21 protein-coding genes are annotated in these 22,275 nt (G+C 28.4%); 15 read left to right on the top strand and 6 right to left on the bottom strand.

What is annotated here, in order from left to right:
* The first annotated feature begins 21 nt into the window (after positions 1-21).
* The 5 genes from BM119_RS05285 (at position 22) to lonB (ending at position 6,524) form a co-directional block, all read left to right on the top strand.
* A complete protein-coding gene (locus BM119_RS05285; protein ID WP_090039530.1) occupies positions 22-807 on the top strand; it encodes a sugar phosphate isomerase/epimerase family protein in 786 nt (261 codons plus the stop codon).
* A gap of 245 nt (positions 808-1,052) precedes the next feature.
* Positions 1,053-2,342: a trigger factor gene (gene tig, locus BM119_RS05280; RefSeq protein ID WP_090039529.1), complete on the top strand. Its 1,290-nt coding sequence runs from the start codon at positions 1,053-1,055 to the stop codon at positions 2,340-2,342.
* A 259-nt stretch (positions 2,343-2,601) separates the two neighbouring features.
* Complete coding sequence (gene clpP / locus BM119_RS05275) at positions 2,602-3,204, top strand: ATP-dependent Clp endopeptidase proteolytic subunit ClpP (protein ID WP_090039527.1); 603 nt, start codon at positions 2,602-2,604, stop codon at positions 3,202-3,204.
* Positions 3,205-3,231: 27 nt separating this feature from the next.
* Positions 3,232-4,521, top strand: coding sequence for an ATP-dependent Clp protease ATP-binding subunit ClpX (gene clpX / locus BM119_RS05270; protein WP_090039525.1), 1,290 nt, complete (start codon positions 3,232-3,234; stop codon positions 4,519-4,521).
* A 320-nt stretch (positions 4,522-4,841) separates the two neighbouring features.
* The gene (gene lonB / locus BM119_RS05265) at positions 4,842-6,524 is read left to right on the top strand and encodes an ATP-dependent protease LonB (protein WP_090039524.1); all 1,683 of its coding nucleotides are present in this window, start codon (positions 4,842-4,844) and stop codon (positions 6,522-6,524) included.
* Positions 6,525-6,819: 295 nt separating this feature from the next.
* On the opposite strand, the gene BM119_RS05260 is transcribed toward lonB, so the two are convergent.
* Complete coding sequence (locus BM119_RS05260; protein WP_090039522.1) at positions 6,820-7,419, bottom strand: histidine phosphatase family protein; 600 nt, start codon at positions 7,417-7,419, stop codon at positions 6,820-6,822.
* Between the two features lie 175 nt (positions 7,420-7,594).
* On the opposite strand from BM119_RS05260, the gene lon reads away from it, so the two are divergent.
* From lon to BM119_RS19765, 5 genes are all read left to right on the top strand, one after another.
* Complete coding sequence (gene lon / locus BM119_RS05255; protein ID WP_090039521.1) at positions 7,595-9,913, top strand: endopeptidase La; 2,319 nt, start codon at positions 7,595-7,597, stop codon at positions 9,911-9,913.
* A gap of 1 nt (position 9,914) precedes the next feature.
* Positions 9,915-10,505, top strand: coding sequence for a ribosome biogenesis GTP-binding protein YihA/YsxC (yihA, locus tag BM119_RS05250; RefSeq protein ID WP_090039519.1), 591 nt, complete (start codon positions 9,915-9,917; stop codon positions 10,503-10,505).
* A gap of 238 nt (positions 10,506-10,743) precedes the next feature.
* Positions 10,744-11,148, top strand: coding sequence for a hypothetical protein (locus tag BM119_RS05245; RefSeq protein ID WP_090039517.1), 405 nt, complete (start codon positions 10,744-10,746; stop codon positions 11,146-11,148).
* Positions 11,149-11,281: 133 nt separating this feature from the next.
* On the top strand, positions 11,282-11,716 hold the full coding sequence (locus BM119_RS20180; protein WP_242948322.1) for a hypothetical protein: 435 nt from the start codon (positions 11,282-11,284) through the stop codon (positions 11,714-11,716).
* A 99-nt stretch (positions 11,717-11,815) separates the two neighbouring features.
* Positions 11,816-12,565: a hypothetical protein gene (locus tag BM119_RS19765; RefSeq protein WP_090039515.1), complete on the top strand. Its 750-nt coding sequence runs from the start codon at positions 11,816-11,818 to the stop codon at positions 12,563-12,565.
* 388 nt (positions 12,566-12,953) lie between these two features.
* Here BM119_RS19765 and BM119_RS05230 read toward each other — a convergent pair whose 3' ends face one another.
* Positions 12,954-13,784, bottom strand: coding sequence for a VCBS repeat-containing protein (locus BM119_RS05230; protein WP_143087292.1), 831 nt, complete (start codon positions 13,782-13,784; stop codon positions 12,954-12,956).
* 290 nt (positions 13,785-14,074) lie between these two features.
* Entirely contained in the window at positions 14,075-14,491 is a 417-nt protein-coding gene (gene perR, locus BM119_RS05225; protein ID WP_090039512.1) for a transcriptional regulator PerR, read from the bottom strand.
* Positions 14,492-14,874: 383 nt separating this feature from the next.
* Here perR and BM119_RS05220 point away from each other — a divergent pair, with 383 nt between their 5' ends.
* Positions 14,875-15,351: a thioredoxin family protein gene (locus tag BM119_RS05220; RefSeq protein WP_090039511.1), complete on the top strand. Its 477-nt coding sequence runs from the start codon at positions 14,875-14,877 to the stop codon at positions 15,349-15,351.
* Positions 15,352-15,830: 479 nt separating this feature from the next.
* Positions 15,831-16,061 carry a hypothetical protein gene (locus tag BM119_RS19550; protein WP_143087291.1) on the top strand — a complete coding sequence of 77 codons (231 nt, stop codon included), beginning with the start codon at positions 15,831-15,833 and terminating at the stop codon, positions 16,059-16,061.
* Between the two features lie 88 nt (positions 16,062-16,149).
* On the opposite strand, the gene BM119_RS05210 is transcribed toward BM119_RS19550, so the two are convergent.
* Positions 16,150-16,737: a J domain-containing protein gene (locus BM119_RS05210; protein ID WP_090039508.1), complete on the bottom strand. Its 588-nt coding sequence runs from the start codon at positions 16,735-16,737 to the stop codon at positions 16,150-16,152.
* Positions 16,721-17,599, bottom strand: a complete 879-nt coding sequence (locus BM119_RS05205) for a DUF5685 family protein (RefSeq protein ID WP_090039506.1) — start codon at positions 17,597-17,599, stop codon at positions 16,721-16,723. Before BM119_RS05205 ends, BM119_RS05210 begins: the two co-directional genes overlap by 17 nt.
* A gap of 235 nt (positions 17,600-17,834) precedes the next feature.
* On the opposite strand from BM119_RS05205, the gene BM119_RS05200 reads away from it, so the two are divergent.
* Complete coding sequence (locus BM119_RS05200; protein WP_090039505.1) at positions 17,835-18,164, top strand: hypothetical protein; 330 nt, start codon at positions 17,835-17,837, stop codon at positions 18,162-18,164.
* 175 nt (positions 18,165-18,339) lie between these two features.
* Positions 18,340-18,519, top strand: a complete 180-nt coding sequence (locus BM119_RS05195) for a hypothetical protein (protein WP_090039503.1) — start codon at positions 18,340-18,342, stop codon at positions 18,517-18,519.
* A gap of 70 nt (positions 18,520-18,589) precedes the next feature.
* On the opposite strand, the gene BM119_RS05190 is transcribed toward BM119_RS05195, so the two are convergent.
* The gene (locus BM119_RS05190) at positions 18,590-20,062 is read right to left on the bottom strand and encodes a nicotinate phosphoribosyltransferase (protein WP_090039501.1); all 1,473 of its coding nucleotides are present in this window, start codon (positions 20,060-20,062) and stop codon (positions 18,590-18,592) included.
* Positions 20,063-20,246: 184 nt separating this feature from the next.
* Here BM119_RS05190 and BM119_RS05185 point away from each other — a divergent pair, with 184 nt between their 5' ends.
* Positions 20,247-22,250, top strand: coding sequence for an ATP-dependent helicase (locus BM119_RS05185; protein WP_090039500.1), 2,004 nt, complete (start codon positions 20,247-20,249; stop codon positions 22,248-22,250).
* Positions 22,251-22,275 lie beyond the last annotated feature (25 nt).

The raw sequence follows: 22,275 nt of genomic DNA, 5'->3' as shown, positions 1-22,275 counted from the left end.
ATTTTAAAAGGGTGAGGTTTTATGAATATAGGATTATCTTCAGCAAGTTTTTATCCAACAGTAAATACAGAAGAGTCAATAAAGATTATGAAAAGTATAGGATTTGATATTGGTGAAATATTTTTAAATACAGAGAGTGAATATGAAAAAAAATTTATTAATATTCTTTTGAAAGAAAAGAAAAAATATAAGTTTAATATAAATTCAATACACTGCTATTCTTCAATGTTTGAGCCATATTTATTTGATAAATATGAAAGAAGAAGAAAAGATGTTATAAAAACATTTAAAAAGGCATGTAAAGCTGCAAAACTTTTGGAAGCAAAATGTTATACATTTCATGGTCCAAGATATATGGGACAAAACATAGATATAGACCATGTATTAAACATATATAGAGAATTGGTATATATCGCTATGGAGAATAATATATATTTGTGCCAAGAAAATGTGAGTTGGTGTCAATCAAGTGATATAAACTTTATAAGACTTTTAAAAAGTGAGATAAAAGAACTAAGATATACCTTAGATTTAAAACAAGCATTTAAGGCTAATGTTAAACCTATAGATTATATTGATATTATGGGAAAAGATTTAAAAAATTTTCATATAAATGATAAAAATGAAAATGAATCATGTTTGTTACCAACAAAAGGAAATATAGATTATAAAAAAATTTTTATGAAACTAAAAGATATTAAGTATGAAGGTAATGCAATAATTGAAGTATATAGAGAAAATTTTAATTCTTATGAAGAATTAAGAGAAAGTAAGGAGAATTTAGAAGAAATATACAAAAACATATAATCATAATTATTGAAATATATGAATAAAATGGATTCGTAACGATAAAAATCATTTGAAATTTAATAAAATAAAGGTAATTTAGCATAAAAACATAAATATTTTACATTAATATTTGAAATGATTTTTAAAAATATGTTATAATGTCTGAGTTAGGCAAATTGCGTACATTTATGTTAAAGAGAAAATCTGTAGCAATTGCTATTTAAAATAATTTAATAATAAAGAGTTTTTAGGAGGAATTAGCAATGAATGTAAAGATGGAAAAAGTTGAAACTAACGTAGTTAAATTAGAAGTTGTAGTTGAAGCTGCTAAATTCAATGAAGCTATAAAGAAATCATATAACAAAAATGCTAAGAAATTTAACGTGCAAGGATTTAGAAAAGGAAAGGCACCGATGAATTTAATAAAAAAATACTACGGAGTAGAGGCTTTATATGAAGATGCTATAAACTTCTGTTGTGATAGCACTTACCCAATGGCTTTAGATGAAAATAAAATATCTCCAGTAGATTACCCAAAAATAGACATAGTACAAATAGAAGAAGGCAAAGACTTCATATATACGGCAACAGTTGTTGTTAAACCAGAAGTTGAGCTTGGAACATATAAAGGGGTTGAAGTTGAAAAAATAGAATACCCTGTTAATGTAGAAGAAGTTGAGAAACAACTAAAATCAATGCAAGAAAAGAATGCTAGAGTTGAAGTTAAGACTGAAGGAACAGTTGAAAATGAAAACATAGCTATTATAGATTTTAAAGGATTTATAGATGGTGTTGCATTTGAAGGTGGAGAAGGAAAAGACTTTAGCTTAGAGATTGGTTCAGGTACTTTCATAGACAACTTCGAACAACAATTAGTTGGTTCTAAAGTTGGAGACGAAAAAGAAGTTAAAGTTACATTCCCAGAAAATTATGGAAGAGAAGACTTGAACGGAAAAGAAGCTTTATTTGAAGTTAAAGTTAACGAAATAAAAGTTAAAGAGCTTCCAGCTTTAGATGATGAATTTGCAAAAGAAGTATCAGAGTTTGATACATTAGAAGATTTTAAAGCAGATATAGAAAAGAATATGAAAGAATCAAACGAGTTAAGAGCAACTAGAGAATTAGAAGAAGCTGTATTAACTGCTGTTAGTGAAAATGCAAAGGTAGAAATACCAGAAGCTATGATAGTAAATGAAACTAATCAAATGATAAAAGATCTTGAAATGAGATTAAAATATCAAGGATTAGATCTTGAAACTTATTATGCTTACACAAACAACACAGAAGAAAAAATGAAGGAATTCATGAAAGAAGGCGCGGAGAAGAAGGTTAAAACTGATCTTGTTCTAGAAGCTGTAATAAAAGATGAAAAACTAGAAGCTACAGAAGAAGAAATGAAAGTAAAAGCTTTAGAAATAGCTAAGCAATACGGAGATAAAGATGTAGAGAAAATGGCTGACTTATTAGTAGAATCTCAAGGTTCATTAATAAAGCAAGATGTTGTAAGAGAAAAAGCTATAAAATTATTAGTAGAAAGTGCTAAAATAGCTTAATAATTCAATAATAAGTATAATGTAATTGCCAGAAAGTATTTTCTGGCAATTATTTTAAACCTAAAAAATATTAGGTTGTTAATAAATACCCTATAGGATATAATATTAACAATAACCAAATTTTCTAAATAATTATTAGCAAAGTATGGAATTTTATTATATAATTTAGTTAATGGTTATAATTAAATTTTTTGGTTATATTATATGATATGTAAATTTGCTAATTATACTTTTAAATAAATTTAAGGAGGGATTTTATATGGCTTTAGTTCCTATGGTAGTAGAGCAGACTAACAGAGGCGAAAGATCCTATGATATTTATTCAAGGTTATTAAAGGATAGAATAATCATGTTAAGTGATGAGGTTAATGATGCAACAGCAAGCCTTGTAGTTGCACAATTATTATTTTTAGAAAGTGAAGATCCAGATAAGGATATATATTTGTATATAAATAGTCCAGGTGGATCAATAACAGCTGGTATGGCTATCTATGATACAATGCAATATATAAAGTCAGATGTTTGTACAATATGCATAGGTATGGCAGCATCTATGGGTGCTTTCTTATTAAATGCAGGTGCTAAAAACAAAAGATTTGCCCTTCCAAACAGTGAAATAATGATTCACCAACCATTAGGTGGATTTAAGGGTCAGGCAACAGATATAGATATACATGCAAGAAGAATATTAAGAATGAAAGAAACTTTAAATAAGATAATTAGTGAAAGAACTGGTCAGTCTTTAGACAAAGTAAAATCAGATGTTGAAAGAGATTACTTTATGTCAGCACAAGAGGCTGCAGAGTATGGATTGATAGATAGAGTTCTTGAAAAGCACGAAAATCCAGCTGAAAGCAAATAGACTTATTAAAACCTAGCGAGGTGTTACATGGTGAAATATGAAGACAAAAAGCAGTTAAAATGCTCATTCTGTGGCAAAAATCAAGATCAGGTTAGAAGGCTTATAGCAGGACCTGGAGTTTATATTTGTGATGAATGTATAGAGCTTTGCTCAGAAATAATATCCGATGAATTCGAGGAGACTGTAGACTTAGATGTATCTACTTTAGCTAAACCAAGTGAAATAAAAGCATATTTAGATCAATATGTTATAGGTCAAGACATTGCTAAAAAGTTATTATCTGTAGCAGTTTATAATCATTATAAGAGAATTCATAGTAATGAAGCAGACAGTGAGGTAGAACTTCAAAAGAGTAATATATTACTTTTAGGACCAACTGGATCAGGTAAAACATTACTTGCTCAAACTTTAGCAAAATTCTTAAATGTACCTTTTGCTATAGCAGATGCAACTACTCTTACAGAAGCAGGATATGTTGGAGAAGATGTTGAAAACATATTATTAAAACTTATACAAAATGCAGATTACGATATAGAAAGAGCTGAGAAGGGAATTATCTATATAGATGAAATAGATAAGATAGCTAGAAAATCTGAAAACCCTTCAATAACAAGAGATGTTTCTGGAGAAGGTGTTCAACAGGCCCTGTTAAAGATATTAGAGGGAACTACAGCATCAGTACCACCTCAAGGTGGAAGAAAACATCCACATCAAGAATTTATACAAATAAATACTTCTAATATATTATTTATTTGTGGTGGAGCCTTTGATGGAGTTGATAGAATAATAGAAAAAAGAACAAGAAAGAGTTCTATGGGATTTGGAGCAGATATCCAATCGAAAACTAATAAAGACCTTGGTAAACTTCTTAAAGATATAATGCCAGGAGACTTATTAAAATTTGGTTTAATACCAGAGTTTGTTGGAAGACTACCTATAATAGTAACTCTTGATGCTCTTGATAAAAGCACTTTAGTTAATATTTTAAGTCAACCTAAAAATGCCCTTGTTAAACAATATAAAAAATTGTTTGAGATGGATAATGTGGAATTAGAATTTACTGATGAAGCTTTAGGAGCTATAGCAGATGAGGCAATTAAGAGAAATACAGGTGCCAGAGGATTAAGAGCTATAGTGGAAGAAATGATGGGAGAAACTATGTTTGACTTACCATCTAACGAAGAAATAACTAAAGTAGTAGTTCAAGGTGATACAATAGAAACTAAGAAACCAGAGCTTGTAAGTGTTGAAGGTGAAAAAAGACCTCAATTAAAAGCTAAGAAGGCAAAAACTAAAAAAGATATAGAGAGCGCTTAAAGAAAAGGTAGAGTTTAACTCTACCTTTTTTTATTAGGCACATTCAAAAAATAACAAGTCAGTATGACACAAAATATACATGGCATCTTTGACTTGTTATTTTCTTTCATGCGCCTTATACGAGGAAAGTATAATAATCTTTGATTGTAAAATTATTACAAAACCTAGGGCTAAAGAGATTTAGAATTGACAATTGAAAATAAAGGATCATCAATGGTAAAAATGAATGTATAACTAAAAATGCTATGTTGTGGAATATTAATATATTTAAAAGGAAACAATATATAAGAGATTAAGTAAGGTGAGGAGTTGTGCAACTTATGGCAGAAATTTTAGTTATAATTCAGTTCTTTATATCTCTTATAATGGGATTATATTTTTTTACTGCGTTAAAAGGTCAACAGAAAAACAAGGTTGTAATTGACAAAGAAAATAAAAAGGAGATGGATAAACTAAAGAGAATGAGAAACATAAAGCTTACAGAACCATTAGCAGAGAGAAGTAGGCCATCTTCATTTGAGGAAATCATAGGTCAAGAAAAAGGAATTAAGGCGCTTAGGGCCGCTTTATGTGGACCAAATCCGCAGCATGTAATAATATATGGGCCACCAGGGGTAGGAAAAACAGCAGCTGCAAGACTTGTATTAGAGGAAGCTAAAAAGAATCAAAATTCACCATTTAATAAAGCTGCAAAATTTACAGAAATAGATGCAACAACCATAAGATTTGATGATAGAGGGATTGCAGATCCATTAATAGGATCAGTCCACGACCCTATATATCAGGGAGCAGGGGCTCTAGGTGTTGCAGGTATACCACAACCTAAACCAGGAGCTGTAACTAAGGCCCATGGAGGGATTCTATTTATTGATGAAATTGGAGAATTACATCATATAGAATTAAATAAACTTCTTAAAGTAATGGAAGATAGAAAGGTATTTTTAGATAGCTCTTATTATAGCTCAGAAGATCCCAATGTACCATTATATATAAAAGAGATTTTTGATAATGGATTACCAGCAGATTTTAGACTAATAGGTGCAACAACAAGAAATCCAGAAGAAATAGTTCCAGCAATAAGATCAAGATGTGTAGAGGTATTTTTTAGAGCTTTAAATGCAGATGAAATCGAAATAATAGCTAGAAATGCTATTAAAAAAGTGAATTTAAATATAGAAAATGCAGCAATAAGTCTTATAAGCAAGTTTTGTAGTAATGGAAGGGAAGTTGTTAACCTTATACAACTATGTGCAGGTATGGCTCTAAATGATGATAGAGATATAATAACAGTTGATGATGTTGAGTGGGTGGTTGAAAATGGTCAATACTCACCAAGATTAGATAAAACTATAGAAGATGAGCCAAGAGTTGGTTGTGTAAATGGGTTGGCTGTGTATGGTGCTAATATAGGAGCACTTATGGAAATTGAAGTTAGTAGTAAAAAAGTTGAAAAAGGAAAGGGTATAATAAAAGTAACTGGAATTATAGAAGAGGAAGAGGTAGAAAGCGGAAGCAAGAAATTTAAAAGAAAAAGTACTGCAGGATGCTCTGTAGAAAATGTAATAACAGTTTTACAAAATATATTTGACTTAAATTGTGAGGATTATAATATTCACGTGAATTTTCCAGGAGGAGCACCAGTGGATGGTCCATCGGCTGGTATAAGTATAGCAAGTGCAATATACAGTTCAATAAAAGGTACACCAATAAATAATAAAATTGCAATGACTGGAGAGTTATCACTACAAGGATCAGTAAAACCAATTGGAGGAGTAAGTGCTAAAATAGCTGCTGCAAAAAAAGCAGGAGTCAAAAAGGTAATAATTCCAAAGGAAAACTGGGCAGATAGTTTCAATATGATAAAAGACATAGAGATAATACCGGTAACTCATTTAAAAGAAGTTATAAGGTTAGCTTTAATGGTTATGGAAGAAAATGAAAATAAATTAGAAGTTAACGAAGAAAAAGTTGAAATTTTAGCAGCCCAATCTATAAATGGTTAATTAAATGCTTTCTAGTTTATATTGACTTTTATTAAAGGTAACTTAAGTAATTGGCAAGGTACAAGGGTAAACTTATCTAGAACAAGTGAATGATATGCATTTATTAAGAAGAGTACCAATGAATAAAAATGGTACTCTTTTTAATTGAAGGATAATTATAGGAGTTTTTAAATTTATTTTTTCTATGAGTTATATATTCTTATACAATAAAATGATGTAATGAAAATAGAACTTATTTGAGCGACAAGTTGCTTAGACCTCACTTTGGGGTTTAGATGAATTGATTCGTTCTATATCATTGGAAATGTCCTAAATCATTTATAGTTTCAATGAAAAAACATCCATCTTTATACTCAAGAACAGATATTCCACAATTATCAATGTTTAAATTATCTGAATCTTTAATATTAATATTAAGGATTTTACAAAAAAGGGCACGTATTAGAGATCCATGGCTAATAAGTAATACATTTTTATCATTAGATTTAGCAATTTTTTCTATAGTTTTAAATGCACGAATGGAAACAATTTCATAGGATTCCCCGTTTGGAATAACGGTTTCAAATCTATTATCATCCCAGTAAGAGAAAAATTTGCTATGAACTTTTTTTACATCCTCTAAAGTAAGCCCTTGCCAAACACCAAAGTTCATTTCAATTAGATTTTCATCTTTTATTATAGGAACATGTGTATATTCATTTATTATTTCAGCAGTTGTAAATGCTCTTTTTAATGGACTTGTGTATATTTTTGTTATATTTTCACATTTAAGACGTTTTCCTAAAGTTTTTGCTTGTTCTAGTCCAGTTTCATGTAATTCAGTATCTTGAACTCCTTGAAGTTTTCCTAAGGAATTCCAATGAGTGTATCCATGTCTTACTATATAAATCTTCATAAGTACCTCCGTATTGTAACAGTATATTGTTTTTTTGATTTAAAATAGTTTAAATTGCTATGTAAATGTTATATATAAACATTATAATATTTTTTTCAATTGATATACAATATAAATTAATATATAATTATATAATAGCTTCAAGAGTTAAACTTATAGAAATGAGGGGATACATATGGAAAACGAAGCATTAAATCTTCCTTTAATTCCCTTAAGAGGAATGGTAGTCTTTCCATACATGATATTACATTTTGACGTGGGAAGAGAAAAATCTTTAATGGCATTAGAAGATGCTATGCTAAAGGAACAAAAAATATTTTTAGCAACTCAAAAGGAAGCTAAAGTAGAGGATCCAAAACAAGAAGATATATATGAAATAGGTACTATATGTACAGTTAAACAACTTTTAAAGTTACCAGGAGAAACTGTAAGGGTTCTTGTAGAGGGTGAAGAGAGAGGAAGAATTGTAGATTTTACTGAAGATGAGTATTTTAAGGTTAAGGTTGAAAAAGTACCAGATGAAATAGATAAAGATATTTTAAAAGCTGAGGCATTAGTTTCTAAACTAAAGGATACTTTTGGGGCTTTCGTAAAGTTAATAGGTACTTTACCAGAAGAAATTTTAGATTCTTTAGATGATATAGAGGAAGATTCAAAGCTTGTAGATGTTATAAGTTCTTATATTACATTAAAGGTAGATAAGAGACAAGAAATTTTAGAAGCAAATCATCTAGATGAGAGAATAGAGAAATTAATAGTAATACTTAGTAATGAAATAGAAATATTAAAGATTGAAAAGAAAATTGAAGTAAAAGTAAAAAAGAAAATTGATAAGGTTCAAACAGAATATTTTTTAAGGGAACAACTTAAGGCTATTCAAGAGGAACTTGGAGAAGATGATGAATTAAAGAAAGAGATTAAAGAATATAAAAAGAAAATCTCTAAAGGAAAACTTCCTAAGGAAATTAAAGAAAAAGCTCTTTACGAACTGAATAAATTAAAAAATTCAGGACAGTATTCATCAGAAAGTGGAACTATAAAATCATATTTAGATTGGATTTTAGACTTACCGTGGGGTAAGGAGACTAAGGATAATTTAGATATAAAAAATGCTAAGGTTGTATTAGATAATGAACATTTTGGTCTTGATGATGTAAAAGAAAGAATAGTAGAATACTTGGCAGTAAAGAATATGTCTAAAACGTTAAAAGGGCCAATATTATGCTTAGTTGGACCACCAGGAGTTGGAAAAACTTCTATTGCAAAGTCAGTAGCTAATGCCACTCAAAGAAATTTTGTTAGAATTTCTTTAGGTGGTGTAAGGGATGAGTCAGAAATAAGAGGACATAGGAGAACTTATGTAGGAGCTATACCTGGAAGAATAGTTTATGGGATGAAACAAGCTAAGTCAATGAATCCCGTTATACTTTTAGATGAGATAGATAAAATGGGTAGTGAATATAAGGGAGATCCATCAGATGCATTACTAGAAGTTTTAGATGGTGAGCAAAACAATAAGTTTAGAGATCATTATCTTGAACTAGACATGGATTTATCTAAATGTATGTTTATAGCAACAGCTAATACTCTAGACACTGTTCCGAGACCATTATTAGATAGAATGGAAATAATAGAAGTATCAGGATATACTTATGATGAAAAATTAAATATAAGTAAAAGATATTTAGTTTTTAAACAATTAAAAGAACATGGAATAGAAGAAAAAATGATAAAGTTTAGCGACTCAGCTCTGAAATTTATCATAGAAGGATATACTAGAGAATCAGGAGTAAGAAGCTTAGAAAGAAAAATAGGAGCTATAATAAGAAAAGCAATTACAGAAATAATAGCTAAAAATAAAAAGAGTATAAGTGTAACTACTAATCATATAAAAAAATATTTAGGCAATCCAATATTCTCAATGGAAAGAATTGATGATGAGGATAAAATAGGTGTAGTTACAGGTATGGCATGGACTGCTTATGGTGGAGATATATTACCAGTAGAAGTTAGTGTTATGAAGGGTACTGGAAAGTTAGAGCTTACAGGTCAGCTTGGAGATGTAATGAGAGAATCAGCTAAAACAGCATATTCCTTAGTAAGATCAATAGCTAAAGAATATGACATAGATGATGAATTCTACAAAAATAAAGATATACATATTCATGCTCCCGAAGGTGCTATACCAAAGGATGGTCCATCAGCTGGCATAACTATGGCAACAGCCTTAGTATCGGCTCTTTCAAATAAGAAAGTAAAACACAATGTTGCTATGACTGGAGAGGTAACACTAACAGGAAGGGTACTTCCTATTGGTGGATTAAAAGAAAAGACTTTAGCTTCTTATAGAGCGGGTATAGATACAATTATAATGCCTAAAGAAAATGAAAAAGATTTGGAAAAATTACCATCAGCTTTAAAAAATAAGATGAAGTTTATAGTAGCTACAGAAATAGATCAAGTATTAAATAACGCTTTAATTGGAGAGGATTAATATGAAAATAAACACTTCAGAATTCGTAACATCAGCTGTAAAGAGAGACCAGTATCCAGAAGAGATAAGAAATGAAGTGGCTTTTGTTGGAAGGTCAAATGTTGGAAAGTCATCTCTTATAAATTCATTAACAAATAGAAGAAAATTAGCTAAAGTAAGTCGTACACCAGGTAGAACAAGATTAGTTAATTACTTTTTAGTAAATAATGATTTTTATTTAGTTGACCTTCCTGGATATGGATATGCTAAAGTTTCAAAAAAAGAAAAAGAGAGTTGGGGAAAAATAATAGAGGATTATCTTTATATGAGAGAGCCTTTAAAAAAAGTTGTATTACTAGTTGATAGTAGACATAAGCCAACAGCAGATGATATTATGATGTATGATTGGATAAAACATTATGGTTATGAGGTTTTAGTTATAGCAACTAAGAGTGATAAACTAACTAATAATGAAAGAGTTAAAAGTACGAAAATAATAAGGGAAGCCTTAAAATTAGGAAAAGAAGAGAAGCTTTTATTCTTCTCATCTTTAAATAAAAAAGGAAAAGATGAGCTTATAGATGAAGTCTTTGGAGATATAGAAAAAAAATAGAATAAATCTTCATTAAGGTGATATTCTTTCTACCATCTGAATGCCTAGGGATGTATCACATGTTAAACACCATCTTGTAAGAGGATGGCGGTGTTACAGGTGATATCCATCAGATAAATAAAAATAACTATGTTTTTAAAAAACATAGTTATTTTTTTGTATCAAAAAATTACAAAGAGAATAGTATATACTATGAAGCTAAAGAAAAAGAAAACAAATATAGAAAGGAGTACCTAAAATGGGTAAAAGGGAGATTTATCACGACTTTGGAACTAGAATGTGTGGAAGATTTGCTGATTTTATTTTTACTGAAGATTTCTTCTTTAATAATCAATGGATATTAATACTATGGTTATTATCAAATCGTGATAGATGTGACAGTAATTGTTTTGGTATAACTTACGGGGGACATTATAGCTACTATGATCCTTGTATAAAGGATAGCAGATATTGTTGCAATAATGGTATGTATTATATTCCTCAATGTGGATACCGACCATGTGCTCCTCACTATAGAAATAATAGCTTCTGTGGAGATTCATACAACAACTTTTGGTGGATTTTGATTTTAGTGTTTTTTAATAATAGAAACAATAAAAACAAGTGTTTACCAAAAGGAGAGAAAGGGGATGGAAACAAATAAAATTATAACAAATCCATTCTTATAGTGAATCACATTTTTAAAATTTGGCTTAAGTAAATTTATATATAGGCTTAAGCATATTAAAAACCTAAAGCAAAATTTAAAATTAACAAAATTAAAGGAGGAAAATATTATGTCAAAATGCAAATGTAAAGAATCTTGTTGTATACCAATGGGCTGTGGCTGTGGACAATTATTCCAAGCTAATCCAGCTGTTCAAGTAACACCAGTACAAAACTGTGGTGGAGCAATGCCAATAATGATGAATCCTCAATACAATAGTATGGGAAATCAGAGCTGTGGAAACAACAGCTGTGGATTTGGAGGAAGTTGGATCTGGATTATAATATTACTTTGCTGCTTCTGTGGAAATGGTTTTGGCGGAGGATGCGGAAATAATAGTTGCGGATGCGGAAACAGAGATATAGATGATTGTGGATGCGGCGGCGGATGCGGCGGAAATAACAGCTGTGGATTTGGTGGTAGCTGGATCTGGATTATAATATTACTTTGCTTCTGTGGAAATGGCTTTGGCGGTGGATGCGGAAATAGCGGATGTGGATACTAATATTTACTAACTATCTATTTATAAAATAGAAGTTAAGTTTGGAGGGTCTAAGTAAGGACCCTCCAAAAAAATATCTTGTAAAGGAGGGAAATAACATAAATGGCAAAACATAGAAGAGATAAAAATAGAGGTGATTTTAACCAACAAGGTCAGGGGTTTAACAATATGAATATGCCACCTAATATGAATATGAACCCTAACATGGTGCCTAATATGAATGTACCACCTGACATGAATTCTAACATGGCGCCTAATATGAATATGAATCCTAATATGTCCCAACCCAATATGAATCAAGGTATGCCACCTAATATGAATCAAAATATGAATAATAACATGAATCAAAATATGAATAACAATATGAATAATAACATGAATCAAAATGCAAATCAAAATATGAATATACCGCCTAATATAGCAAATATGCTACCGCCTAATGTAGCAAATATGCTACCGATAGCTCAACAGCTTCAGGGGAAAATGGGAAATGGAAATGGAAATCCTCTTATGAATATGTTAAATGGTGTAGACATAAATCAAATAGGTACGCTATTAAATAATATGGGTATGTCTAATAACAATAATAATAATAGATCAATGCAAAATCGTAAAAATAATAACAATGGCAATAGCAATAACAATAATAATAATAACAATAGCAGTAATAGTAATGAGAAAAATGGAAAGGAAAAGGATGAATTTGATAGTAAGGTAAATTCAGAAAATGTTGACAATTCAGATAATACAGTGCAACTATTAAATTCTATAAAACCATTTTTACCACCAAAGAAGTCACAAATAATAGATAAAATAATAGATATGTATGTAAATGAAGAATTTGAAGAATAAGAGTTTCTAAATGAAACTCTTATCTTGTGTTTGATCCTATAATATATGTAATAATACCCTCATATTCTAAAAAGTTAGATATAAGGGTAATTATATCTAAAGATAATAAAATAATTCTAATAATCTGTATAAGATTATTAGAATGGGTAATAATATTAAATGTAATAGGAGTTCAATCTCCTAATAGCTAATATATTAGCTATAATAAAACCCCCCATCCCCCTTAGGGTCGCAATATTGCGACCCTTTTAAATGTGCTTAAATAATTCAGCATTATCATATTCTTTTTTAATATATAGAACGAATCGTTATTTAAGAGAGGGAGGTATCAGATAGAATCTAGAGATTATATGTTTAAAACCTAATTTGTTTCTACTAATTTTAAGTATTAAATAGTTATAGAATATATTTTAAACTCATTATTACAGGTAGGATCAGGTTTCAAGATAACTTTTAAAGAATATGCAGTAAAATTAGTACTATCTTTTAAGGACCCTTTAAAATTAAAAAAACACTCAAGACCCAATATGTTTCCATCGTTCCCCCAGGCTGTATCAACAAAATACCCATCAAGAAAAGTAACTTCTGAACATTCAGCAGAAATTTTTCCGATAGCATAAAGAGCATTACCGCTAAGTCCATCATAAAAAACATCAGGTTTAAATTCTTCTCCATATGGAAGACTCTCCATATAGGAAACAAAATCAACTATTGATTTTGCTCCAGGAAAAACAGTTTTATCAAAACTATAGTTTTTAAGTTCATTATTATTAAGTATATAGTACCCAATATCAAGAGTTCCATTTTTAATATCTCCAGATAAAAACTTGGGTGTTCTAGAATTATTAGAATCTAGAAAACCTAGAAAATTTCCATTAGAACAAAATATATCATTGAATTTGTTATTATTATAAGTAAACACGTGTTGAACAGGTAAAGAATTTTCAGAACTTTGTATAAAAATTTCAGGTGTTCTATTTCTAGATATATCTTTAATTTCAAGTCTCATAGGCCAACAAGGGTTGAAAGAACCTAATGTATCTAGTTTTTTATTACATGATATATGTTGAACTTCGGAACCTGTAGATATTTCCATGTAATATTTATTATCTTTATTATTTATATAGAGTGTATCTTTAGATCCATCACCATTTAAATCTTCTTTAATTACTTTATTATCATTTATTAAAGTAATAGCTTCAGTGGTACTATTTTTCATAAAGTATGATAGGAGAGAGAAGGTTAATATAATAAATAAGATAATTATTAAAGAAAGTATTATTTGTCTCTTTTTTAGAATAACTACTCGAATTTTCATTTGAGTTATCACCTCCAATAATTTATATGAATAACTGGATATATATCTTTGCCATAAACATAAAGCTGAAAAAATTTGCTTTGAGTTTTAGGGCATGCATATTATAACTTATATATATAAATTATTTTGGAGATGCTCAGAATATGATAAAAAATTTAAAATAAAAAAAGGTGGAGATTATCCACCTTTTTTTATTTTAAATTTTTACAACTAAGGCAGACTCCATAGAAATAAAGTTTGTTTGTCAAAATTTCATAATCAGTATGCTTTTGTACCTCGGAATTAAGATTAGAAAAATCTAAACCTTCAATATCATCTACCTTACCACAACATATACATTGTATGTGGGGATGCATAGATACGTTTCCATCGTATCTAAAATTACCTTCTCCAACATTTAACTCTTGAATTAAGTCTACTTCAACTAGAGTTTTTAAAGCTTTATAAACTGTAGCTAAACTCATAGTCGGATAAGCTGGTTGAAGAGCTTTATATATAGTTTCAGCAGAAGGATGTTCTTTCGTAGATTCAAGATATTTGTATACAGCAATTCTTTGAGGTGTTAATTTCAATTTTTTTTCTCTGAAAATACTGGTTATATTATCCATAAAGTTCACCCCTAAATATATTTGTACCATTATTATATAATAAATATTATTACAAGTCAAAAAATATTAAGAAATATTCATATGTATTTTGTAAACACTAGAATAAATTATATCATTTAATTAACAAGTAAACAATAAATTATAAAAATTATATCAATATAAAAAAAATCTAGATATATGAAAAAAACTATTGAATTTTATGTTAATTCTGATAAAATGTATATTAAGGGCTGTTAAGAAATTAACATTGATTTATGTTTTTACTCAAAAAAGAGCAATTTAATTGCTCTTTTTTATTTTTTAAGAAAATTATAAAGATTTATTGACTATAAAGATATTTTATTTATAATATAATTAAGTTATATAGTATTGGAGGAAATATCATGTTTGATCTTAAAAATGGAACTTCTTTTAAAGAATATATGAAAAATAAGACAGATGAACATATTGAGGTTTTTAATAAAACAGAAGTAAGTAATGAAACTAAAAATAAAATAAAAAGTTTAAAAGAAAAAAGAGTTGTATTAGCATTTTCAGAAGGATATTGTAAAGATTGTACAGTATCAATTCCATTTATTGAGAAACTTGTACAAGAAAATGAAAATATAGAATTAACAATATATCCAAGAGAGGGAAATGAGGCTTTTTTAGATGAAGCTTTAGGAGAAGCAAAGATTCCTACAGTTTTAGTGTTTGATGGAAATATGGAACCTTTGGGAGCTTATGTAGAATTTCCAGAAGAGCTTAAGGAAAAGGTTGAAAAATCTAATTTAGAAGAAAAAAGATTAATTATAAGTGATTACAGAAAAGGTATGTATAATAACTTAATAGAAAAAGAATTATTAAAGATTTTAAAGTAAAAATATTTATAGTGGATTAATAGATATGTAATACCACTATATTTTGCAAATAAAGATTTAATAACAGTTGTTATACGTAGGTAAGTATAGATTAAAAATTAAAACTTATTGCTTAACTGAGGATGTGAATTACTTAGTTTTAAACTTAAAATCACAATTTTATAAATTCTAAAAGCCATGAATTTAGGGTGTTACCCTCTAATTTCATGGCTTTTATTTCTTGATTTTTAATAAGAAAAAATTGATAAGGAGCTAGTTTCACACATAAATTTTATAGAAATTTAAATCTTTTTATTATATATTGGCTTATTAAAGTTAGTATATAATCATAAATTAAAAAACAAATCTCAATACCTATTATAAATATAAACATAGGAAATTTTATTAATGAATTTAAATCAAGGAAAAGATAGCTATATAAATAATAAGATAAGAAGAATGTTACATTTATAAAAATAAATTTAAGAAAAAACTCCAGAATGGTTTTTCTTAATGATTCAATCTTATATTTTACAAAAGGATATAGGCCAAAAAGTATTAAATATGCAAAAGTAACTCCTCTTAAACCAATCATAAAGCATATTATTGATGTTGAAATATATACTAGAAAACTGTATTTAAATTTTATAGATATAATAGAAGCTACTAGAACTATAGATGTCAAAATCATAAATCCTAAACGATTGGTAATAAGTATGGAAGAAAGATAAAGAAAAATAACAGAGAGGGCAGTAAATAAACCGCCCCTTGATATAACTAAAGATTTATTATTCATAATATTACCACCTCACATTATGTCTAAATACAAGGTATACAGTCGCATCCCATACATTCACATATAGTATCAAGACACCAAAGTTTTAAGCAAGTGTCACATATATCGTCGCTAGAACTTTTCCTTCCATAATAATTTTCTCGGTATCCATTATTTCTTTGCTTTAAGGCATTAAGAGCTTGCCTATATTCCAAGTTATTTGGATCCATTCTGCAGGCGGTAGAGATGTTATTATAAGCACCCTCATGCCATCCTTTTCTAAGTTGAACAACTCCAGTCAAATAATACCATTCAGCAGTTTTGTTTTGTACTGAATTTAGTTTGCTTTCAGCACTAAATAAATCTCCACTTTGAATATCTTGTCTTATAGATATGTATATATTATTATCATAACTAGAATTTGTATTAGAATAAGAGCTATTTTGATTGTTCTTCACAAGATAGTCATAGGCTTCATTTAACTCTCTCATTTTTTCTTCAGCTAAGTCCCTAAGTGGATTATTGCCGTATTGATCTGGGTGATATTTTTTAGCAAGTTCTTTATAAGCCTTTTTTATTTCTTCTTGAGAAGCACCCTCTTTAACTCCTAAAACCTCATATGGATTTGTCATTAATCTCAACTCCCTTTAAAACATTTTGCATTTTATCCATTAATCCAAACTCAATTACATTATATATGAGTTCTTTATTCTTCTTTAAATTTAGTTTGTTTAAAGAAAGGACACATTGAGAACTACATGAAAGTAAAAGAAATTCTGCTTTTTCTTTAATTTGTAAAAAGAATTCTTCATAAGATTTATTATCTTTATTATATAAGAAATTTAAAGCATTAAATTTTTGGTTTTCCATATCCTTTTTTAAATCATCCAAGGCATCCAATATATATATCCATTTACCAAGATTATATCCTAAACTATAGAGTACCTCTTTTTCAGAAGAATTTGAAGAGTAAAAACTCATTATTTTTGCTATTATAATATTAAAATTATGAGAAAGTTCATCCATAGACAGTATAGAGGCATCACCTTCTAAATTATCTAGTTCTTTTAAATGATAAAATATATCGAGATACAGTTCATTGTACCTAAACATATATTTATTTAAATATTTATTAAAAACAGTGCTGCCTATATAAGATTTTAATGTTTTATCATCGTTTTTATCGTCTATATATTTATAGTATGTTAATGCTACATTCATGTGAGCACTGTAACTTAATGCGTTGCAATCTAATATCCTAGCCCTTTTCTTTAAAGGATGTATTCCACATTTAAAAGGTATGAAATCATCTTTTTGTTCCTCTAAACCGCTTAATAGTATTGCTAGAAAAGTCATATCATAATTAAGACTCATTCTAGGAATATTTCCGTAAAGCTCTTTTATACTATGGCATAAGCCACAATAATAGGCCTTGAATAATTCATAGTCTTTAATTTTTAGTTCAGGCTTATACGGAGTAACATAACCAAACATATTTATCTCCTTTGTTTATTAAGTGATTAAATTGTATAAAAATATTACATAAAGATTATAACATATAAATAATATTTTCAATATAAAAGTTTAAATATTCATGAATCATTAAAGGACTTATTGGAAAACTTAATTATATAGATAAAATTTAAAATTAGATGTTTACTAAAATTCAGAATTGTGTTACAATCAAATGGAACATTGTTAATGAATTAACAAATAGGGAGGAATTAAGATGAGTAAATACAAGGTTGGGGATGAATTAATAATAATAGAGAATGCTGATGAAGAAAATGGAAAGCTTAAAGAGTTAAGCCAGTTAAAAATAAATGGGGATTATGCTCAGCTTTCATGGGGTGTAAAAATAGTAGATGTTCAGTATGATAAGCCTAATGTTACATTGACATATAAAAACGCATTTGGGGAAATAAATAAGGTATTTGCATGTTGCAAGGATATAAAAAATTTTGATACTGAAAAGGTATTGGAAAAAGCTTTATTGAAAGCCTTTCAAAATGAATTAATAGATATAACTGTTTATAGAAATCATAATCAAAAGAGATAAACCAAGCAGACTGACATATTCAGTCTGCTTAATATTTGTTAAAAAGTAAAACTATATTTACTATTAGTGTAAATATAGTATTTATATGTATAAAATTTATGAATAAGACTTGAAATTTGGAAAATTTAGAATATAATATAATATATGGATTGATGTTTTATAAGGGGGGAGTATTGTGACACAAAATCATTGCCCATTTTTATCTACAATGAACGAGGAAATTAAATGTTTTAATACTTGTCCATTTAATAAGGAAAACGAGGAATGTCCCTTTAAAATTCATTATGAAAACGATTGTCTGGGGCTGAATATTAGTAGTACTCATGAAGTTTCTCAAGACAAAATTCTTTGGTAGATAAAAGTAACAAGGCTTGTAGTTTTTAAACTACAAGCCTTGTTACTTTTAAATTAAATGAAGATTGATTCTATTCTTCATAATCACTAGAATATTTATGAAGTAGATTTTGTTTGAGATTCCAAAGATCTGAAGATAAATCTACATAATAAGTATGAGGATTTTCAAATCTTAGAACTTCAGGCCAAAGCTTAGCACATTCTTGTTTTGAAAACTCTCTAATATCCATAACACTAGGAGGACTATAAACAAGATTTCCTTTATCAAATATTTTAACTAATAGTTCTTTTACATAAAAATCTTTAATTTTTTTCTTTTTCCAGGTATAGATAGGATTAAAAATTTCTAAAGAGTCTGTAAGGTCTATAGATTCATAATTAAGGGTTAATAAATCTGCTATAGCCATATGCTTCTTTTTATCAAATATCCTATAGATTTTTTTGAAACCTGGATTTGTAATTTTTTCTTCATTTTCGCTTATTTTGATTTTGGGAAGTATTAAATCATCTTCCTCTATGGCAACTAATTTATAAACTCCACCAAAAACAGGTTCTGATTTAGCGGTTATTAATCTTTCGCCAACTCCAAAAGAATCAATCTTTGCACCTTGAGATAAAACATCAGAAATTATGTGCTCATCTAAGGAATTTGATACTATTATTTTACAATCTTCATACCCAGCTTCATCTAACATGGATCTACACTTTTTAGTTAAATAAGTAATATCTCCACTGTCTATTCTTATAGCTTTTGGTCTAAGACCTCTAGGCTTTAGAACTTCATCAAAAGTTTTAATAGAATTTGGAATACCAGATTTTATAACATTATAAGTATCTACAAGTAGAACACAATTATCAGGATAAGTATGAGCCCATGCTTTAAAAGCTTCAAGTTCAGTTGGAAATAATTGAACCCAACTATGAGCCATAGTTCCAGATGAAGGTATATTAAACATTTCATCTGCAATTGTACATGCAGTTGAGTCACAACCACCTATTACAGAAGCTCTTGCGCCATAAATAGCTCCATCATATCCTTGAGCACGTCTTGAACCAAATTCCATAACACTTCTTCCATTGGCTGCTCTACATATTCTGTTAGCTTTAGTAGCTATAAGTGTTTGGTGATTTATAGTAAGTAGTATCATAGTTTCTATAAATTGTGCTTGGATTATAGGACCACGTACTACAACAAGGGGTTCATTTGGAAATACAGGATTTCCTTCAGGTACAGCCCAGACGTCGCAACAAAACTCAAAGTTTTCCAAGTAAGTTAAGAATTCCTCAGAAAAAATATTTTTGCTTCTAAGGTAACTTATATCATCTTCAGAAAATTTAAGTTCAGATAAATACTGAATTAATTGTTCTACTCCTGCCATTACGCAGTATCCACCACCATCGGGAACACGTCTAAAAAACATATCAAAGTATGCAATTTTATCGTATACATTGTTGTTAAAATAACCATTTCCCATAGTAAGCTCATAAAAATCAACAAGCATTGTTAGATTTCTTTCATTTCGTACATTAAAGCTAGTTTTCATATCATATCTCCTCTTTAAGGTTTAATAACTAATCATATTGTAATACCTAAAAAGAATTATTACAATATATAATAGTCAGTTAATTGGTTAATAAATATTCGTTTTATGCATTGTTATGATTTTTAAAGTATAATAAGGGGTATAATTACATTTAGAGATTAAAGGATTTAGAAAGAGGGATTACATGAGTTTAGATAGATATCAAGTTGAAGCAGTTAATAGTAAATATAAAAATACTTTAGTTGTTGCGGCACCTGGGTCAGGAAAAACAACGGTTATAATAAATAGAGTAAAATATCTAATAGAAGAAAATAGGGTGAAGCCTAGAAATATAATAGTTATAACTTTTACAAAGGCAGCTGCAATAAATATGAAAGAAAGATATAAAAGACTATATGGTGAAGAAGAAAGTCCTTTTTTTGGAACTTTTCATGGTTTGTGTTATAAAATACTTTCTAGATATTATGGTCAAATCAATATAATTAATAGTAATGACACCTTTAGAATAGTATCAAGGACATTAAGTCAGTTTGCTGATTATATTGGTGATGAAAAAATAAAAGAGGCTATTAATAATATTTCTCTTTACAAATGCAGTTTTTTAGCTATGGAGGAGTTTAAATCATCTATAGATAAGGAAGTGTTTGAAAAATGTTACAACAATTATGAGGAGTATAAAACATCAAAGGGATTATTTGATTTTGATGATCTTCAAATAGAAGTGAAAAATATATTTGAGAAAAATATAGAGTTATTAAATTCTTATAAAAGATTATTTAAGCATATACTTGTGGATGAATTTCAAGATTGTGATTTAATACAAATAAAGCTTCTTCAAATGTTAAATGAAACTTCAAATACTTTTGCGGTAGGTGATGAAGATCAATGTATTTATACATTTAGAGGATCAAAACCAGAATGTATGATGGATTTTAATAAATACTTTGAAAATGGAGAAAAGATATATTTACATCTAAATTATAGAAGTAAGAAAAATATAGTAAACACATCTGAAAAGTTAATAAAGAATAATAAACTTAGAAATGAAAAAGAAATTAAGCCTTTTAATGAAGAGGAAGGTATAATAAAAAAAATTATACCATTTGATGAGAATCTACAATGCAATGAAATTGCTGATAAAATAAAAGACGACAAAAACTTAAATGGAGTTTATTATAAAAATCATGCAGTGCTTTATAGAACCAATTTAGAAAGTAGAAGTTTAATAGACTCATTTATAAGAAAAAAGATTCCATTTTTTCTTTTAGATAAGGAATATAACTTTTTTCATCATTTTATATGTAGAGATTTAATAGCTTATTTAAGTCTTTCTGTTAATGAAGGGGACAAAGACAGCTTTGTAAGAATCATAAACAAGCCTTTTAGGTACATAAGCAAGAGTACATTAGAAAAAATAAAAAATCATTCTATAGATGAAAGTGCATTTAATATTATTGAAAGATATCAAGATATGAAGTCCTTTCAGCTTAATAATTTAGATAGAGTTAGAAAAGACATAAATTATTTAAATAAGATATCTTTAAGTGGAACTGTGGATTTAATTTTAAATGATCTGGGTTACATGGATTATTTAAAAGAATATGCTTCGAAATTTAAAAGTTCTATAGATGAATTTGAAGAAATAATAAATGAATTTAGAAGTTCATTAGAGGGATTTAAGTCAATAATAACATTTTTAGTTCATGTACAAAATGTTGAGGAAGAAATGGCTAAAGGTAGCAGAAATAAACCTAATGAAGATAGAGTTATACTTTCAACTATACATGGAGTAAAAGGTATGGAATTTAAAAATGTTCATATTATAAATTGTTGTAATGAATATATACCTCATAAACGTTCAATTGAAAATAGTGAAAATTTAGAAGAAGAGAGAAGATTATTTTATGTAGGGGTAACCAGAGCCATAGATAATTTATATGTATATGCTCCTAAAAGGATAAAGGGAGATATTTTAAATATATCTCCATTTGTAACTGAATGCAGTATAGAAGAAAAGATTGATTATTGTGGCTATGAAGAGAACGAAGAAGTTATGCATAGAGCTTATGGAAAAGGAATAATAAAAGAAATAAAAGAAAACATAATAAAAATAAGTTTTGATGATGTTGAGAGAACGTTTAACTTTACAGTTTTAATAAATAATAAATTGATAAACAGAATAAATTAAAGCTTTAATAAGATATATATATAAT

Source organism: Clostridium frigidicarnis, assembly GCF_900111985.1.
Lineage (GTDB): Bacteria > Bacillota > Clostridia > Clostridiales > Clostridiaceae > Clostridium_Z > Clostridium_Z frigidicarnis.
The sequence above is the reverse complement of the archived record's forward strand: the minus strand, read 5'-3'. Positions and strand labels throughout refer to the sequence as shown.

Excerpts from the sequence above, each read along its gene's own strand:
- BM119_RS05245 (WP_090039517.1), top strand. The coding sequence starts at position 10,744 with ATGGGTAAAAGGGAGATTTATCACGACTTTGGAACTAGAATGTGTGGA.
- BM119_RS19550 (WP_143087291.1), top strand. The coding sequence starts at position 15,831 with ATGGTTTTTCTTAATGATTCAATCTTATATTTTACAAAAGGATATAGG.
- BM119_RS05205 (WP_090039506.1), bottom strand. The coding sequence starts at position 17,599 with ATGTTTGGTTATGTTACTCCGTATAAGCCTGAACTAAAAATTAAAGAC.
- BM119_RS05285 (WP_090039530.1), top strand. The coding sequence starts at position 22 with ATGAATATAGGATTATCTTCAGCAAGTTTTTATCCAACAGTAAATACA.
- BM119_RS05230 (WP_143087292.1), bottom strand. The coding sequence starts at position 13,784 with ATGAAAAATAGTACCACTGAAGCTATTACTTTAATAAATGATAATAAA.
- lon (WP_090039521.1), top strand. The coding sequence starts at position 7,595 with ATGGAAAACGAAGCATTAAATCTTCCTTTAATTCCCTTAAGAGGAATG.
- BM119_RS05220 (WP_090039511.1), top strand. The coding sequence starts at position 14,875 with ATGTTTGATCTTAAAAATGGAACTTCTTTTAAAGAATATATGAAAAAT.
- lonB (WP_090039524.1), top strand. The coding sequence starts at position 4,842 with ATGGCAGAAATTTTAGTTATAATTCAGTTCTTTATATCTCTTATAATG.
- BM119_RS05260 (WP_090039522.1), bottom strand. The coding sequence starts at position 7,419 with ATGAAGATTTATATAGTAAGACATGGATACACTCATTGGAATTCCTTA.
- clpP (WP_090039527.1), top strand. The coding sequence starts at position 2,602 with ATGGCTTTAGTTCCTATGGTAGTAGAGCAGACTAACAGAGGCGAAAGA.
- BM119_RS05185 (WP_090039500.1), top strand. The coding sequence starts at position 20,247 with ATGAGTTTAGATAGATATCAAGTTGAAGCAGTTAATAGTAAATATAAA.
- yihA (WP_090039519.1), top strand. The coding sequence starts at position 9,915 with ATGAAAATAAACACTTCAGAATTCGTAACATCAGCTGTAAAGAGAGAC.
- BM119_RS05190 (WP_090039501.1), bottom strand. The coding sequence starts at position 20,062 with ATGAAAACTAGCTTTAATGTACGAAATGAAAGAAATCTAACAATGCTT.
- perR (WP_090039512.1), bottom strand. The coding sequence starts at position 14,491 with ATGGATAATATAACCAGTATTTTCAGAGAAAAAAAATTGAAATTAACA.
- clpX (WP_090039525.1), top strand. The coding sequence starts at position 3,232 with ATGGTGAAATATGAAGACAAAAAGCAGTTAAAATGCTCATTCTGTGGC.
- BM119_RS05200 (WP_090039505.1), top strand. The coding sequence starts at position 17,835 with ATGAGTAAATACAAGGTTGGGGATGAATTAATAATAATAGAGAATGCT.
- BM119_RS05210 (WP_090039508.1), bottom strand. The coding sequence starts at position 16,737 with ATGACAAATCCATATGAGGTTTTAGGAGTTAAAGAGGGTGCTTCTCAA.
- BM119_RS19765 (WP_090039515.1), top strand. The coding sequence starts at position 11,816 with ATGGCAAAACATAGAAGAGATAAAAATAGAGGTGATTTTAACCAACAA.
- BM119_RS20180 (WP_242948322.1), top strand. The coding sequence starts at position 11,282 with ATGTCAAAATGCAAATGTAAAGAATCTTGTTGTATACCAATGGGCTGT.
- tig (WP_090039529.1), top strand. The coding sequence starts at position 1,053 with ATGAATGTAAAGATGGAAAAAGTTGAAACTAACGTAGTTAAATTAGAA.